General features: G+C 68.4%; 14 protein-coding genes and 3 tRNA genes. 11 read left to right on the top strand and 6 right to left on the bottom strand.

The window, feature by feature from the left end; translation table 11 throughout:
• The first annotated feature begins 77 nt into the window (after positions 1-77).
• Entirely contained in the window at positions 78-887 is an 810-nt protein-coding gene (locus JHN45_RS30135; protein WP_200709845.1) for an Fpg/Nei family DNA glycosylase, read from the top strand.
• Between the two features lie 7 nt (positions 888-894).
• On the opposite strand, the gene JHN45_RS30130 is transcribed toward JHN45_RS30135, so the two are convergent.
• The gene (locus JHN45_RS30130; RefSeq protein WP_201051696.1) at positions 895-2,154 is read right to left on the bottom strand and encodes a GNAT family N-acetyltransferase; all 1,260 of its coding nucleotides are present in this window, start codon (positions 2,152-2,154) and stop codon (positions 895-897) included.
• A 162-nt stretch (positions 2,155-2,316) separates the two neighbouring features.
• On the opposite strand from JHN45_RS30130, the gene JHN45_RS30125 reads away from it, so the two are divergent.
• Positions 2,317-3,516, top strand: coding sequence for a PP2C family protein-serine/threonine phosphatase (locus tag JHN45_RS30125; RefSeq protein ID WP_201051695.1), 1,200 nt, complete (start codon positions 2,317-2,319; stop codon positions 3,514-3,516).
• A complete protein-coding gene (locus tag JHN45_RS30120; RefSeq protein ID WP_201051693.1) occupies positions 3,513-3,968 on the top strand; it encodes an HD domain-containing protein in 456 nt (151 codons plus the stop codon). Before JHN45_RS30125 ends, JHN45_RS30120 begins: the two co-directional genes overlap by 4 nt.
• Here the strand turns inward: JHN45_RS30120 and JHN45_RS30115 are convergent.
• Positions 3,965-5,113, bottom strand: coding sequence for an acyltransferase family protein (locus JHN45_RS30115; protein WP_201051691.1), 1,149 nt, complete (start codon positions 5,111-5,113; stop codon positions 3,965-3,967). The two genes, JHN45_RS30120 and JHN45_RS30115, sit on opposite strands and share 4 nt — an antisense overlap.
• 306 nt (positions 5,114-5,419) lie before the next feature.
• Between JHN45_RS30115 and JHN45_RS30110 the strand changes: the two genes are divergently transcribed.
• Both JHN45_RS30110 and JHN45_RS30105 read left to right on the top strand, forming a co-directional pair.
• Positions 5,420-5,614: a hypothetical protein gene (locus JHN45_RS30110; RefSeq protein WP_200709850.1), complete on the top strand. Its 195-nt coding sequence runs from the start codon at positions 5,420-5,422 to the stop codon at positions 5,612-5,614.
• Positions 5,614-5,814, top strand: a complete 201-nt coding sequence (locus JHN45_RS30105) for a hypothetical protein (protein ID WP_201051689.1) — start codon at positions 5,614-5,616, stop codon at positions 5,812-5,814. The genes JHN45_RS30110 and JHN45_RS30105 overlap by 1 nt, the downstream gene beginning before the upstream one ends.
• A 229-nt stretch (positions 5,815-6,043) precedes the next feature.
• Here JHN45_RS30105 and JHN45_RS30100 read toward each other — a convergent pair whose 3' ends face one another.
• Positions 6,044-6,436: a DUF6083 domain-containing protein gene (locus JHN45_RS30100; RefSeq protein WP_307783227.1), complete on the bottom strand. Its 393-nt coding sequence runs from the start codon at positions 6,434-6,436 to the stop codon at positions 6,044-6,046.
• Positions 6,437-6,681: 245 nt separating this feature from the next.
• Here JHN45_RS30100 and JHN45_RS30095 point away from each other — a divergent pair.
• A tRNA-OTHER gene (locus JHN45_RS30095) sits at positions 6,682-6,767 on the top strand.
• Between the two features lie 248 nt (positions 6,768-7,015).
• Here JHN45_RS30095 and JHN45_RS30090 read toward each other — a convergent pair.
• Positions 7,016-7,086: transfer RNA gene (locus tag JHN45_RS30090), tRNA-Gly, on the bottom strand.
• A gap of 176 nt (positions 7,087-7,262) precedes the next feature.
• Here JHN45_RS30090 and JHN45_RS30085 point away from each other — a divergent pair.
• The 5 genes from JHN45_RS30085 to clpX all read left to right on the top strand — a co-directional run bounded on the left by JHN45_RS30085 (position 7,263) and on the right by clpX (position 11,947).
• Positions 7,263-7,339: transfer RNA gene (locus tag JHN45_RS30085), tRNA-Pro, on the top strand.
• Between the two features lie 194 nt (positions 7,340-7,533).
• Positions 7,534-8,913 (top strand): trigger factor, encoded by a 1,380-nt coding sequence (gene tig, locus JHN45_RS30080; RefSeq protein ID WP_200709852.1) that lies wholly within the window; start codon positions 7,534-7,536, stop codon positions 8,911-8,913.
• Between the two features lie 249 nt (positions 8,914-9,162).
• Complete coding sequence (locus JHN45_RS30075) at positions 9,163-9,768, top strand: ATP-dependent Clp protease proteolytic subunit (protein WP_200682228.1); 606 nt, start codon at positions 9,163-9,165, stop codon at positions 9,766-9,768.
• Positions 9,769-9,818: 50 nt separating this feature from the next.
• Positions 9,819-10,499: an ATP-dependent Clp protease proteolytic subunit gene (locus tag JHN45_RS30070; protein ID WP_307783226.1), complete on the top strand. Its 681-nt coding sequence runs from the start codon at positions 9,819-9,821 to the stop codon at positions 10,497-10,499.
• Positions 10,500-10,660: 161 nt separating this feature from the next.
• Positions 10,661-11,947: an ATP-dependent Clp protease ATP-binding subunit ClpX gene (clpX, locus tag JHN45_RS30065; RefSeq protein ID WP_019065572.1), complete on the top strand. Its 1,287-nt coding sequence runs from the start codon at positions 10,661-10,663 to the stop codon at positions 11,945-11,947.
• Between the two features lie 78 nt (positions 11,948-12,025).
• On the opposite strand, the gene JHN45_RS30060 is transcribed toward clpX, so the two are convergent.
• Together JHN45_RS30060 and JHN45_RS30055 are read right to left on the bottom strand one after the other, a co-directional pair.
• Positions 12,026-13,006 (bottom strand): hypothetical protein, encoded by a 981-nt coding sequence (locus JHN45_RS30060; protein ID WP_201051685.1) that lies wholly within the window; start codon positions 13,004-13,006, stop codon positions 12,026-12,028.
• A 171-nt stretch (positions 13,007-13,177) separates the two neighbouring features.
• Entirely contained in the window at positions 13,178-13,423 is a 246-nt protein-coding gene (locus JHN45_RS30055) for a hypothetical protein (RefSeq protein ID WP_201051683.1), read from the bottom strand.
• Positions 13,424-13,781: the final 358 nt, after the last annotated feature.

The following is a 13,781-nucleotide window of genomic DNA, read 5'->3' as shown; positions in this document are numbered from 1 at the left end:
GCAGCGGTAGAAGGTTCTTCGAGGCTCACCCGTCGAGTGACCGAGGCGGGTGGGCGGGTGGGAAAGGAAATGCGGTAGTGCCAGAGGGGCACACGATTCATCGGCTTGCGCTGGACTACGGCGGCCACTTCGCCGACCGAGCCGTACAAGTCACCAGCCCCCAGGGCAAGTTCAGTGACTCCGCCGCGCTGCTGAACGGCACGGAACTCACCCGCACCGAGGCCCACGGCAAGCACCTGTTCCTCGGTTTCCGGGACGCCGACTGGGTCCACATCCACCTCGGCCTCTTCGGCAAGGTCGACTTCGGCGACGCCCCCGCGCCCCCGCCCACGGACACCGTCCGCCTGCGCCTCGCGAACGACACGTCGTACGTCGATCTCCGCGGCCCCACCACCTGCGCCCTGATCACGGACACCGAGAAGCGGGCGGTACACGACCGCCTCGGCCCCGACCCCCTGCGCCCGGACTCCGATCCGGCTCCCGCGTACCGACGCGTCTCCCGCAGCCGTACGACCGTCGCGGCCCTGCTCATGGACCAGAAGGTCATCGCCGGCGTCGGCAACGTCTACCGCGCCGAGGTCCTCTTCCGGCACGGCATCGACCCGTACCGCGCGGGCCGGGACATCACCCCCGCCGAGTGGGACGCGATCTGGGCCGACCTCGTCGAGCTGATGCAGGAAGGTGTCCGCAACAACCGCATCGACACCGTCCGCCCCGAACACACCCCCGAGGCGATGGGCCGCCCGCCGCGCGTCGACGACCACGGCGGCGAGGTCTACGTCTACCGCCGCGCCAACCTGCCCTGCCACATCTGCGGCAGCGAGATCCGCACCGCCGACCTCGCCGCCCGCAATCTGTTCTGGTGCCCCAACTGCCAGCGGGCGTAAGCCGGTTCTAGAACCCGTGCGGCAGCCAGGGCGCGACCGCCGAGCCGAAGGCCAGCGACGCCTCCGCCAGCGCGCCCGCCCGCAGCTCCCGCACCCGACCGGCGCCCGCGAGTGACGCGAGGGAGAACCCGCCGAGATACGCGGACCCCAACTCCCGTACGGACAGCGCGAGATCGGCCGGTTCCTCGGTCCGCTTGCAGGATGCGCCCTTCGCGTCGCCGGTGAGCCGCCAACGCCCCTCGTTCCAGGGGCAGAAGACGTCCTCGACCTCGAACACGACGTCCACGGGCGTCTGATAGGTGCGCGCCTCCAGCGCGGCCCCCAGTTCCACCAGCCGTACGTGCAGCGAGTCCGCCTGCCGCAGACCGCACCGGTGCAGGTCGGAGACGAGATGCTGCCAGGAGTCGTCGACGGGACGACTGCGCAGCGACAGCTTCGACGTCAGGTCGATGCCGAAGAGGAACCGCCACAGCGCCGCGTACGCCGCCGGGTCCAGCGCCTCCAGATCGCGCAGCCGGATCTCGCCCTTCGGCCCGGCGGCGTCCCAATCGGGCTTGACGAAGTACCGCGTGTAGCCCACGACTTCACCCTCGCGCTCGGCGACCACGCACTGCAGCGGTGACGCGCCCTGCCGCTCGCTCTCCGGGTCCAGCAGCGGCAGGTTCTCCCACCCGGGCCGCCGCGCCAGCATCCCAGGCCGCCCGGCCACCTGCCGCGCGTACACCGCCTCGCACTGCTCGCGTACGGCGCCGGGTTCGGCGTAGCGCAGCCGTACGTCGTCCGTGCCCGGCGGCACCGTCAGCCGTACCCGGGCGGTGTCGATGTCGGCACTCCCGCGCAGCGTGGCGATGCCGTACCCGAACCGGCCGTAGATCTCGGGCTCGGAGGCCGTCAGCACGGCCAGCGGCTCGCCCCAGGACCGTACGTCGTCCAACTGCCGCCGCATCATGGACGTCAGGAGGCCGCGGCGCCGATGGGTGGCGGCCACGCTGACCATCGTGATGCCCGCGACGGGCACGGAGGCGCCGCCGGGAACCGTGATCCGGAAGCTGAACGCGCCCGCGGTCCCCACGCACGCGTCGCCGTCCCAGACGCCGAGGGAGCGGTCGACCTCGGTGAGCCCGTCCCACAGCTCACGCTCCTCGGGCGCCTCCGGAGTCCCGCCGAACGCGGTGATCAGGGTGTCGTACCAGGTGTTCCACTCGTCCCGCCGCAGCACCCGCAGCTCGGTCCGGTCGGCCCGCATGTTTCGCGCATCTGTCCCCATGGACCATGCCTATCAGCGCATTGCGGGACGAGCCAGGGAATTTCCGCTCCGTGCCCGCACAGGAGCCTCTGGTGAAGTTCACTGTGAAGTTGAACCTCGCAGGGGGGACAAGTGGGACCTCCCGTGCCAAGCGGCTGGTCGGATGGATAGGGTCCCGAACTAATGGCAGCAGGACGAGAGCGGCGCGCGGAGGCCGACACGTTCATGGCCCGGTTGAGGAAGCTGGTTCACCGGGTCCGCACCGGCCTGCGCAGAAGTGCCGTCGACTACTTCCGCGGGGACGGCTCGGACTGGGTCGCGCTGGCCGGACTGCTGATCACGATCCCGGTGATCGCGGCCACGACCCTCGCCAACGCGGTGTGGTTCTCACCGGCCGCGCTGGTCCTGCCGATCGTCGCGGGCGGCCTGCTGCTGCGGCCCGCGAGCCTGCTCGGGCTGTACGCGGCGGCGGCCACCGCCCTGATCGTGGAGTCGGTGAAGCTCGGCCCGTACACCGAGGGCCCGGCGCGGGTGACCCCGGGCGTGGTGCTCGTGGTGGCCGCGTGCGGCTTCTTCGGGCTGCTGATCGCCCAGTTCCGCAGCCGCGTCGGCGTGCCCTGGCGGCGCGGCGGCACCATGCTCTTCGACCTGCGCGAACGCATCCGGGTGCAGAGCAAGCTCCCGCAACTGCCCCAGGGCTGGCACCGGGAGATGGCGCTGCGCCCGGCGGGCGGCCAGTCGTTCTCCGGTGACTTCGTCGTGGCCGCCCGTACGAACGGTGGTCGGACCATGGAGGTCGTCCTCACCGACGTCTCCGGCAAGGGCATGGACGCCGGCTCGCGCGCCCTGCTGCTGTCGGGCGCCTTCGGCGGCCTGCTCGGCTCCCTGCCCCCGCACGCCTTCCTGCCCGCCGCCAACGGCTATCTCCTCCGCCAGGACTGGGACGAGGGCTTCGCCACCTCCATCCACCTCGTCCTGGACCTCGACTCCGGCGACTACGAACTCTTCTCCGCCGGCCACCCGCCGGGCCTCCAGCTCAGCGCGGGCAGCGGCCGCTGGGAGGAGAAGGCGGCGGAAGGGCCACTGCTGGGGGTCTACGACGGCGCCCAGTTCGACCCCGTGAAGGGCTCGCTGCGGCCCGGAGACGTACTCATGCTGTTCACGGACGGCCTCGTGGAGACCTCCGACCGGGACATCGTCGAGGGCATCGACCGCCTCACCGGCGAGGCCGACCGCTACGTCGCCGGCGGCTTCCACGGCGCCGCCTGGCACCTCATCGAGGCGGTCGCCAAGGACGTCAACGACGACCGCGCCCTGCTGCTGGTCTGCCGGGAGGGTCCTACGGCGTCGGCCTCGGCGACCGCACAGGGGCTGTCCCGGTGAGCGGGCCGCTGACCCTTGCCGAGGTCGAGGCCATCGCCCGCGCCGCGCACGAGGGCCAGACCGACAAGGCGGGCCGCCCCTACGCCGAGCACCTGAGGGCCGTGGCGGAGGGTGTGCGGGTGCGGGGCGGGGACGCGGAACAGATCGCGGCGGCCTGGCTGCACGACTCCGTCGAGGACGACGCGCTCAGCGAACGGTGGCTGCGCGAGGCCGAGTTGAGCCGTCGGACGAAGGACATCGTGCTCGCGGTCACCAAGCGGGCGGGGGAGAGCCCGGAGGCGTACGCCGGGCGCGTGCTCGCGACCCCCGGCGCGCTCCTCGTCAAGGAAGCGGACCTGGCCCACAACGCGGACCCGGCCCGCCTCGCCGTCCTCGACGAGGCGACCCGCGCACGACTGACCGAGAAGTACGCGCGGATGCGCGCACTTCTCGGACTCGGCGTCTCCGACTAGGCGTTGACCTTCTCGCGCACGACAGGCTGCGCGAACCGCGCCCGGTCGCGGGCCAGTTCGGCCGCGTCGCGCCGGAACGCCCACTCCATGCGCGGCTCGACCGCGAAGCGGAACACCCGTCGTACGGGCGGGGTGCACAGCAGGGTGACGGCGGTGGCCGCGAGGGCGCTCACGAGGAGCACACCGTACGGCCGGTGCAGCCAGGTGTGGTGGAACAGGCCCGCGTAACCGGCGCCCTTGACCAGGAACCCGTGCAGCAGATAGCCGTACAGCGTTCCCGCGCCGAGCGCCGTGAACCAGGTCTTCCGGCTCGGCACCCAGGAGTAGAAGCCGGCCGTCAGCAGCAGCGAGCAGCCGAACATCAGGAGCGTCATCACCGGCCCGGCCCACCAGGGCGCGCCGAACTCCTGCGCGGAGTCGTGGTGGTAGAACCAGCCGGCGTTCATCCGCGGCACCGCCCACCAGCCGAACAGCGCGGCACCGGCGAACACCGGCACCGCCAGCACGCGCACCGCACGCCGGCGCACCCACTGGAAGTGCTCGGGCCGCAGCACCAGACCGAGCACGAAGTACGGCAGGAACTGCGCCAGCCGCTGCAGATCGAAGTCGTCGGTCATGTCCGGGGTGCAGGAGGCGAGCATGGCGATGCCGAGCGCGAACGGCAGCGGGTGGCGGACCAGTTTCCAGATCGGGGTGGTCAGCCGCCAGATGAACAACGCGCAGAGGAACCAGGTGAGATACAGCGGGTCGAGGAGGGTGATCTTCTGGTGCGGGTCGTCGTTCGCGTACCGGCTGAAGAGCGAGTAGGCGATCTCGAAGACGACGTACGGCACCGCGACGCCGGTGATGAGCCGCTTCAGGCGGTCGGGGCGGAGGTCGAAACTCCGGGAGAAGTAGCCGGAGATGATGATGAAGGCCGGCATGTGGAAGCTGTACACGACCATGTACAGGCCCTGAAGCACCCTGTTGTCGCCCTTGAGAGGCTCCCAGGAGTGCCCGATGGCGACCAGCAGGATCGCCAGGTACTTCGCGTTGTCGAAGAACGGGTCGCGGTGTCTGGCCTGTTCGCGCCGTTCGGTCTGTTCGGTCTGTTCGTTCTTTTTGCTCTGTTCGTTCTGGCCGGAGGGCGTGGGAGCGTGGAACATCTGAGGCACCCTAGCGTTGCCTGTGGGAATCAGTGAAACCATCGGACGCGCGTCCGAAAAGTTTCTCAGATGTCATGATTCATCCCGAACAAAAGGCGCAAAATGTCATGTCGGGAACGCCTGTTCGTGTGCTGCTGCCAATAATTCGAACTGGCGGCGAACGCTTCTCTTCCGAACCTTTGCGACCAACGATGCGTCACCCGCCGCATAGGTGGGCCGGGTTGGTGGCACGATGGTTCTGGCGGGGTGCGCGGGGTCGCGTCCCCGGGCCGGGAGAGCGGACCGACCGAGGGTGTGTGATCAGTTGTGGCCATTTCACTGTCTGTGGTGCTGCTGTTGGCGATCATCCTGGTGGTGTTGATCCGAGGGGGATCGATCAAGGCGGGCCCAGCCATAGTCGCCATCCTCTTCGGCTTCTTCCTCGCCTCGACCGGCATGGCACCGTCCATCAACCGGTTCCTGAACTCGATAGCGGAGACGATCAACCAGATCAGCTTCTGATGCGTCACCGCTCCACGAGACAGTCGGCGGGCGCCATGTTCGCGGCCGTCGCCGCGTTCCTGCTCACTCGCGACGCCACGTTCGGCTATTTCCGGCACGCGCTGCCCGACTGGGCATACCGGGCCACGACACTCACCGGCCTCACCGTGGCCGCCGTCGCCTACGGCCTCGCCACGCTCTGGCTCCGCCGCCTGCCCTGACCGGCCGGGACACCGGACCGCGCGTTCCTGGCGCCGGGATTCCAACTCGCGCAGCCAGTTCGGAAGATGGCGTATGCGGACCGGGGCTGAGCCGGCGAGACATCGACCTGTCGGTTCCCGGGTCGGTCGCCGGCGTTCGCCGCTGCTCCCCGCCGGTCGCCGCTCGATCGGGCGCGCGGAGGACACGGCCCCGGCCTCCTGCCCGCTGCCGTGCGATCTGTGGCTCGGCTCACTCGGGGACGCACAGCATGCGGTGAGCCGGCACGACGGGTTCGCTCGGTAGCGGATCGATTCCGCGGACCCGTACGGCCACGAGATCCGTGGGGACGGGGGATCGATCCGGAACCCTCGTCAAACGCCACCTGAAGGCCGCCGGGACGTCTTTCGCGGGCAACTCCACCATCGCGAGGCTGACCCACCGGTCGTAGGTGGTCGGGTACACGCGAACCGAGGCGCCGCATTCCGGGCAGCGTGGCGGCTCGATCCAGGACATGTCCTCGGGGCCGGGGTCCGGTCCGGGCGGGGCCGTGGCCCCGTCGGCTTCGGCCATCTCGTTGGCGTAGGTGTTCCAGCATCCCTCGCAGTAGCTCGCCATGAAGCCGAACCGTCCGCGCTCGCGCACGCTGGGGCTGTTCTCCCCGCAGCGATGGCATGCCGGCTGGTCACGATCCCGAATCGCCCCCATGTGTTCGAGTGTGAGCGAATCTGACCAAATCTCAGTAGGGCGCGATTTGGCCTCATTTGACGATCAGGCGCAAAGATGTCCATCCAGGCGGTGTGACGGGTTCGACCTCGGCCGGGCACGCCGAGGCGTCATGCCGCACAAGGAGGTGGGCTCGCCGGTCTCCGAGTCACTACGATCCGCCTGGCCATGAGTCGTTTTAGCGGCCCAAGACGTCGCACTCGGGTTCGCCCCGATGCGGAAACCCCGGTTCGAATCCGGGCCGTGGCCACCGGCAGAGCGATGACAGTGACTCGTGGCGGAAGGGCGTTGCTGGGGGAACGGATCGCCGGCGCCAGGCTCGATCGGCTCAGGGTGCGGCTGGCGTCCGCTCCACTCCATACCCCTGTCGAGACACGAGCAACGCCCTTGCCGTGAGCCCAAGGGGCACGCGGGGGACACACAGGGCTGAACAGCCCGGAAATCGAGCGAAGGCCCAGGGGCAGTGAATTCACTGCCCCTGGGCCTTCGGCGTTTCAGAGCGGGCGACGGGAATCGAACCCGCGTAGCTAGTTTGGAAGACTAGTGCTCTACCATTGAGCTACGCCCGCACATGACGCGCCGCAGGTCAGACGACCGCGGCACAGAAGGCATCGTAGCGGGTCGGGTGCCCTCGGCGCACACCGCCTTTTCCGTGCCCCGCCCTTCGGCTCGCCCCGCACCCCTGCGCTCGTGAAATGCGGCGGCTCCACTGCCTGCGGCCATGTACCCTACGTGTCGCACCAGACGGGGTGTGGCGCAGCTTGGTAGCGCGTCCGCTTTGGGAGCGGAAGGCCGTGGGTTCAAATCCCGCCACCCCGACCACGTGCCGGACCTCCGGGACCGGTACCACACCAGTACCTCGCGCGATCGCCTTTTGGGGCGTCCAGCCGCTGCGGCTACTATGCAAGCTGCGCGCCCGTGTGTCTCTCACACTCTGAAGTCCTCCGGGCGACCAGAAACCGCCGGACCTGTCTGGGTCCGCAACCCAAGAAGTCAGCCCCCAAGGAGACCGAACCGTGAAGAGCGCCGTGGAGACCCTGAACCCGACCCGGGTTCGGCTCAGCATCGAGGTGCCCTTCGAGGAGCTCAAGGACAGCCTCGACGCGGCGTACAAGAAGATCAACCAGCAGGTCACGGTGAAGGGCTTCCGGAAGGGCAAGATCCCGGCGCGCGTCATCGACCAGCGGTTCGGCCGCGGTGCGGTGCTGGAGGAGGCGGTCAACGACGCGCTCCCGAAGTTCTACACCGAGGCGGTCAACGAGGCGGAGCTCAACCCGCTCGGCCAGCCCGAGGTCGACATCACGGAGCTGAAGGACGGCGAGACGCTGAACTTCACCGCCGAGGTCGACATCCGCCCGACCATCGAGATCCCGGACTACTCGGGCATCGAGGTCGAGGTCGACGCCGTCGAGGTCAGCGAAGAGGACATCGACAAGTCCGTCGAGCAGCTCCGCGAGCGCTTCGCCTCGACCTCCCCGGTCGAGCGCGCCGCCGTCGACGGTGACGTCGTCACCCTCGACCTGGAGGCCAAGGTCGACGGCGAGGTCCTGGAGGACGGGGTCGCCGAGGGCGTCTCGTACACCATCGGCTCCGGCGAGCTCCTCGAGGGCATCGACGAGGCCGTGACCGGCCTGGAGGCCGGTGGCGAGGCCACCTTCGCCTCCGAGCTCAAGGGCGGCTCCGCGGCCGGCCAGGAGGCCCAGGTCACCGTCAAGGTGAGCCAGGTCGCCGCCCGTGAACTCCCGGCCCTGGACGACGAGTTCGCCCAGCTCGCCTCCGAGTTCGACACTCTGGAGGAGCTGCGCGCCGACAGCCGCAAGCGCCTCGAGAACATGAAGCAGTACGACCAGGCCACGCAGGCCCAGGAGCGCGTCCTGGACAAGCTGCTGGAGCTCGTCGAGGTGCCCGTCCCCGAGAAGCTCCTCGAGGACGAGATCAACACCCGCAAGCACAACCTGGAGCACCACCAGCTCGGCCAGATGGGCCTCGACCTCGAGAAGTACCTCGAGATCCAGGGCAAGACGGCCGAGGAGTTCGACGCCGAGACCAAGGAAGCCGCGGTCAAGGGCATCAAGACGCAGTTCGTCCTCGACGAGCTCGTCAACAAGGAGAAGCTGAACGTCAACCAGGAGGAGCTCACCGAGCACCTCATGCGGCGCGCGGCCTCCTCCGGCATGTCCCCCGACCAGTTCGCCCAGGCGGTCGTCGAGGGCGGTCAGGTTCCGCTCCTGGTCGGCGAGGTGGCCCGCGGCAAGGCCCTGGCCGTCGTGGTCGAGGCCGCCACCGTGAAGGACACCAACGGCGAGATCGTCGACCTGGACGACGAGGACGAGGACGAGACGGCCACCGAGACGGTCGAGACCGTCGAGGCCGCCGAGGAGCCCGCCGAGGCGTAGGCACGGCACACACAGGCACACAGGGGCCCCGGGGACATCGCACCCCGGGGCCCCTGCCCTTACCCGGGGTCTCACCAGTGCGGTACATGCGCTGACAGCGAACAGTTCCCTTTGCGGGATTCTCCGAAGGGACCCGCGCGTTAGGGTCCATGAATACGAGGGCAGGGGAGTCCCCGTTGCCCCCGGCAGTACACGTGAGACGGCCCGGCGCCGTCGTAAAGACGAGCAGGTGGATACGTGACGAATCTGATGCCTACAGCCGCCGGCGAGCCCTCTTTCGGTGGCCTCGGCGACCAGGTCTACAACCGACTGCTCGGTGAGCGGATCATCTTCCTCGGCCAGGCGGTCGACGACGACATCGCGAACAAGATCACCGCACAGCTCCTCCTCCTTGCCTCCGACCCGGACAAGGACATCTTTCTCTACATCAACAGCCCCGGTGGCTCCATCACGGCCGGCATGGCGATCTACGACACCATGCAGTACATCAAGAACGACGTGGTGACCATCGCCATGGGCATGGCGGCCTCGATGGGCCAGTTCCTGCTCAGCGCCGGCACCCCCGGCAAGCGCTTCGCGCTGCCGAACGCCGAGATCCTGATCCACCAGCCCTCGGCCGGCCTCGCCGGTTCCGCGTCGGACATCAAGATCCACGCCGAGCGGCTGCTGCACACCAAGCGGCGCATGGCGGAGCTGACCTCCTTCCACACCGGCCAGACGGTCGAGCAGGTCACCCGCGACTCGGACCGCGACCGCTGGTTCGACCCGATCGAGGCCAAGGAGTACGGCCTCATCGACGACATCATGCCCACGGCCGCAGGTATGCCGGGCGGCGGCGGCACCGGGGCAGCCTGAGGCCCCAGGACAGCCCCCAGCCGACCGCCACAGCCCCCAGGAGAGAGACAGTGAACAACTTCCCCGGCAACGGCCTGTACGACCACGCACGCGCCGAATACACGGCCCCCGCCGCCGAGTCCCGTTACGTGATCCCGCGGTTCGTGGAGCGCACCTCGCAGGGTGTCCGTGAGTACGACCCGTACGCGAAGCTCTTCGAAGAGCGCGTGATCTTCCTCGGTGTCCAGATCGACGACGCGTCCGCCAACGACGTCATGGCGCAGCTGCTGTGCCTGGAGTCGATGGACCCCGACCGTGACATCTCGATCTACATCAACAGCCCCGGCGGCTCCTTCACGGCGCTGACCGCGATCTACGACACGATGCAGTTCGTGAAGCCGGACGTCCAGACGGTCTGCATGGGCCAGGCCGCGTCCGCCGCCGCCGTCCTGCTGGCCGCCGGTACGCCGGGCAAGCGCATGGCGCTGCCGAACGCGCGCGTGCTGATCCACCAGCCCTACAGCGAGACGGGCCGGGGCCAGGTCTCCGACCTGGAGATCGCGGCCAACGAGATCCTCCGCATGCGCGGTCAGCTGGAGGACATGCTGGCCAAGCACTCGACCACCCCGCTGGAGAAGATCCGCGAGGACATCGAGCGCGACAAGATCCTCACGGCCGAGGACGCCCTGGCGTACGGCCTGATCGACCAGATCATCTCCACCCGGAAGATGAACAACGCCGACGTCCGCTGACGCGGACCCTGTATCGTCCACCACCCCTCGGCACGGTCCACGTGGAAGTGAACCGTGCCAAGGGGGGCCCGAACGGGGGGCCCGGCAAGGTACCGTCGGACATAAGGCAGCACCAGGAGTCGCTGTACCCAGGCGGCTCCCAGGCGAAGGGGAAGCACACCGTGGCACGCATCGGTGACGGCGGCGATCTGCTCAAGTGCTCGTTCTGCGGCAAGAGCCAGAAGCAGGTCAAGAAGCTCATCGCAGGGCCCGGTGTGTACATCTGCGACGAGTGCATCGACCTCTGCAACGAGATCATCGAGGAAGAACTCGCGGAGACGAGCGAGGTGCGCTGGGAGGAACTCCCCAAGCCCCGCGAGATCTACGAGTTCCTCGAGGGTTACGTCGTCGGCCAGGAGTCGGCGAAGAAGGCACTCTCGGTCGCGGTGTACAACCACTACAAGCGCGTCCAGGCCGGTGAGAACGGCGGCGGCCAGAGCCGCGAGGACGCCATCGAGCTGGCGAAGTCCAACATCCTCCTGCTCGGCCCCACGGGCTCGGGCAAGACCCTCCTCGCACAGACCCTGGCCCGCATGCTGAACGTCCCGTTCGCGATCGCCGACGCGACCGCGCTCACGGAGGCGGGCTACGTCGGCGAGGACGTCGAGAACATCCTGCTCAAGCTGATCCAGGCGGCGGACTACGACGTCAAGAAGGCCGAGACCGGGATCATCTACATCGATGAGATCGACAAGGTGGCTCGCAAGAGCGAGAACCCCTCGATCACCCGTGACGTCTCCGGCGAGGGCGTCCAGCAGGCCCTGTTGAAGATCCTGGAGGGCACGACGGCCTCGGTCCCGCCGCAGGGCGGCCGTAAACACCCCCACCAGGAGTTCATCCAGATCGACACGACGAACGTCCTGTTCATCGTGGGCGGTGCCTTCGCGGGCCTGGAGAAGCTCATCGAGTCCAGGGCCGGCGCCAAGGGCATCGGCTTCGGGGCGACGATCCGCTCCAAGCGGGAGCTGCAGTCCAAGGACCAGTTCGAGGACGTCATGCCCGAGGACCTGGTCAAGTTCGGCATGATCCCCGAGTTCATCGGCCGCCTCCCCGTCATCACCTCGGTCCACAACCTGGACCGCGAGGCCCTGCTCCAGATCCTGATCGAGCCGCGCAACGCACTGGTGAAGCAGTACCAGCGCCTCTTCGAACTCGACGGTGTGGAGCTGGACTTCGAGCGCGAGGCCCTCGAAGCCATCGCCGACCAGGCCATCCTCCGCCAGACCGGCGCACGCGGCCTGCGCGCCATCATGGAGGAAGTCCTCCAGGGCGTCATGTACGAGGTCCCGTCCCGCAAGGACGTGGCCCGCGTGGTCATCACGGCGGACGTCGTCCTCTCGAACGTCAACCCGACGCTGATCCCGCGTGACGCGCGGGGGCGTGGCCCGGGGGAGCAGAAGACGGCGTAACCGACAGTCTCCGTACAACATGAAGGGCGCCCGGTCAGTCAACTGACCGGGCGCCCTTCGCGGTTCGTCGGAGGCGGGCTAGCTCTTCACCCGAACTTCCTTGCGGAGCTTGGTGGTCATGTCGGCGGCGGTGGTCTTCGACACGTCGGCCGTGTTGTCACCGGGGGAGACCATGGCGATGGTGCTGTAGTCGGCCCAGGCGCAGAACCAGTCGGTCTGCGTCTTCTTGGTCACCTGGTTGGTGCCCTTGGCCGCCTGGCACTTCATGACCGCGCCGTCGATGTCGACCGACTCGGGCTCCCCGACCAGCTCGCTCCCGCCCGTCGTGCTGCTGCTGGACGAGTTGCTCTCCTTGACGTCCTTCTGGATGTCCGCGAAGAACGCGTCCAGGGCCTTCTCCGGATCGGCGATCTTGCCGTAGGCGCCGATGAGTTGGACACCCTTGGCCGTGAGGAGTTCCGTCTCGCCGGGCGCGGTGGAGGGATCGCTCGGGTCGTAGCCGCTCAGGTCGGCCGTCGTGTAGGCGCCGAAGACGGCGGTGCCGTTCTTGACGCCGCTCTTCTCCAGGTCCTTCACGGTCGAGGAGCCGCTGTCGCTGGTGTCGCCGTCCTTGGTCGCCCGGCTGTAGTTCCCGAGTACCTTCGCCGGCGTCGTGAGTTTGTGCGGACCGTCGTCCGCGAGGCCGGACGACCCGCTGCCACCGATGACGAAGTACACGCCCACACCGATCGCGACCACGACCGCCACCGCGCCGATGATGAGCCCGGTCTTCTTCTTCCCGCCGGCCGGCGGGGGCTGTGGAACCCCGAACGGTGGTTGCCCGTAAGGAGGTTGACCATAGGGCGCCTGCTGACCATACGGCGGCTGCGGCTGGCCGTAGGGCTGCTGCGGGTACCCGTGGACGGGCTGGGCCGGGGGAGCCTGCTGGGGGTAGCCGTAGCCGGGTTGAGGGGCGCCCTGCGGGGCCTGCTGCGGAGGTGGGCCGTAGGGACCCGGCTGACCGTACGGGCCGGGCTGCTGAGGCTGCCCCCCGTACGGCCCCGGTTGGTTGTAACTCATGGCTGGTTTCCTCCCGTTGTCCGTGCTTTGCGCGACATCCTCGCGGAAGGACCGACACGAGTCGTTGACGGGCCCGCATCGTTACCAAACAGGCGAACGATGCAGCCGGGCGGACGGCGTGTGCTGGGGTTGAACGGGTTCAGTGGTCGGCTGGTACCGGGTTGACGCGGCCTACCACAGAGGGTTGCTCTCACCGGCCGTGACGCAGGAAGTGATCAGCGAGTCCCCTTCGAACAGGCCGACTTGGCGCCAGACCGTGTGAATGCCGGCGGAGTCGGACGCCGTCGTGTCCCAGGTCTGACTCGTACCTTCACCCGCGTAGAGGTGGTGCCAAGTCCAGTAGTGGTCACTGCCGTCGGACTTCCGCGTGACCAGTCTGATCGCGACATGGTGTCCGTCGGCTCTTGTGTCCGCCACGGTCAAGGTGACGTCGGTCAGGGTGTTACGGCCCGTGTAGGCCTGAGAGCCACCACCTGTGGCTACGCTGTGCGGTACTTCGACGCCCTCGGACCAAATGGCTGTGCAGCCGTGATAGGCGGCTGAGGCGGGCTGCGCGAACAGGATCGTGCACGTGAAGATAAAGCCGGTCGCGGCCAGCCCTCGTGCTGCGGTTACCAACTTGTGAGCCACGGAGTCTCCTCGTCCGACGGGGTGGCGTGAACATGTAAAAATTTACCCCATCGGACAAACATTCCCAGCTCATTTGTTCGATGTGGGTACCGCGTGGGTGCCCGCAGGGCTGGAGCGGTCTTCTCCGCACCCCAAATCGAGGTTC

This window comes from Streptomyces sp. MBT53 (assembly GCF_016654115.1).
Taxonomy (GTDB): domain Bacteria; phylum Actinomycetota; class Actinomycetes; order Streptomycetales; family Streptomycetaceae; genus Streptomyces.
This window is presented reverse-complemented; position numbering and strand designations above follow the sequence as displayed.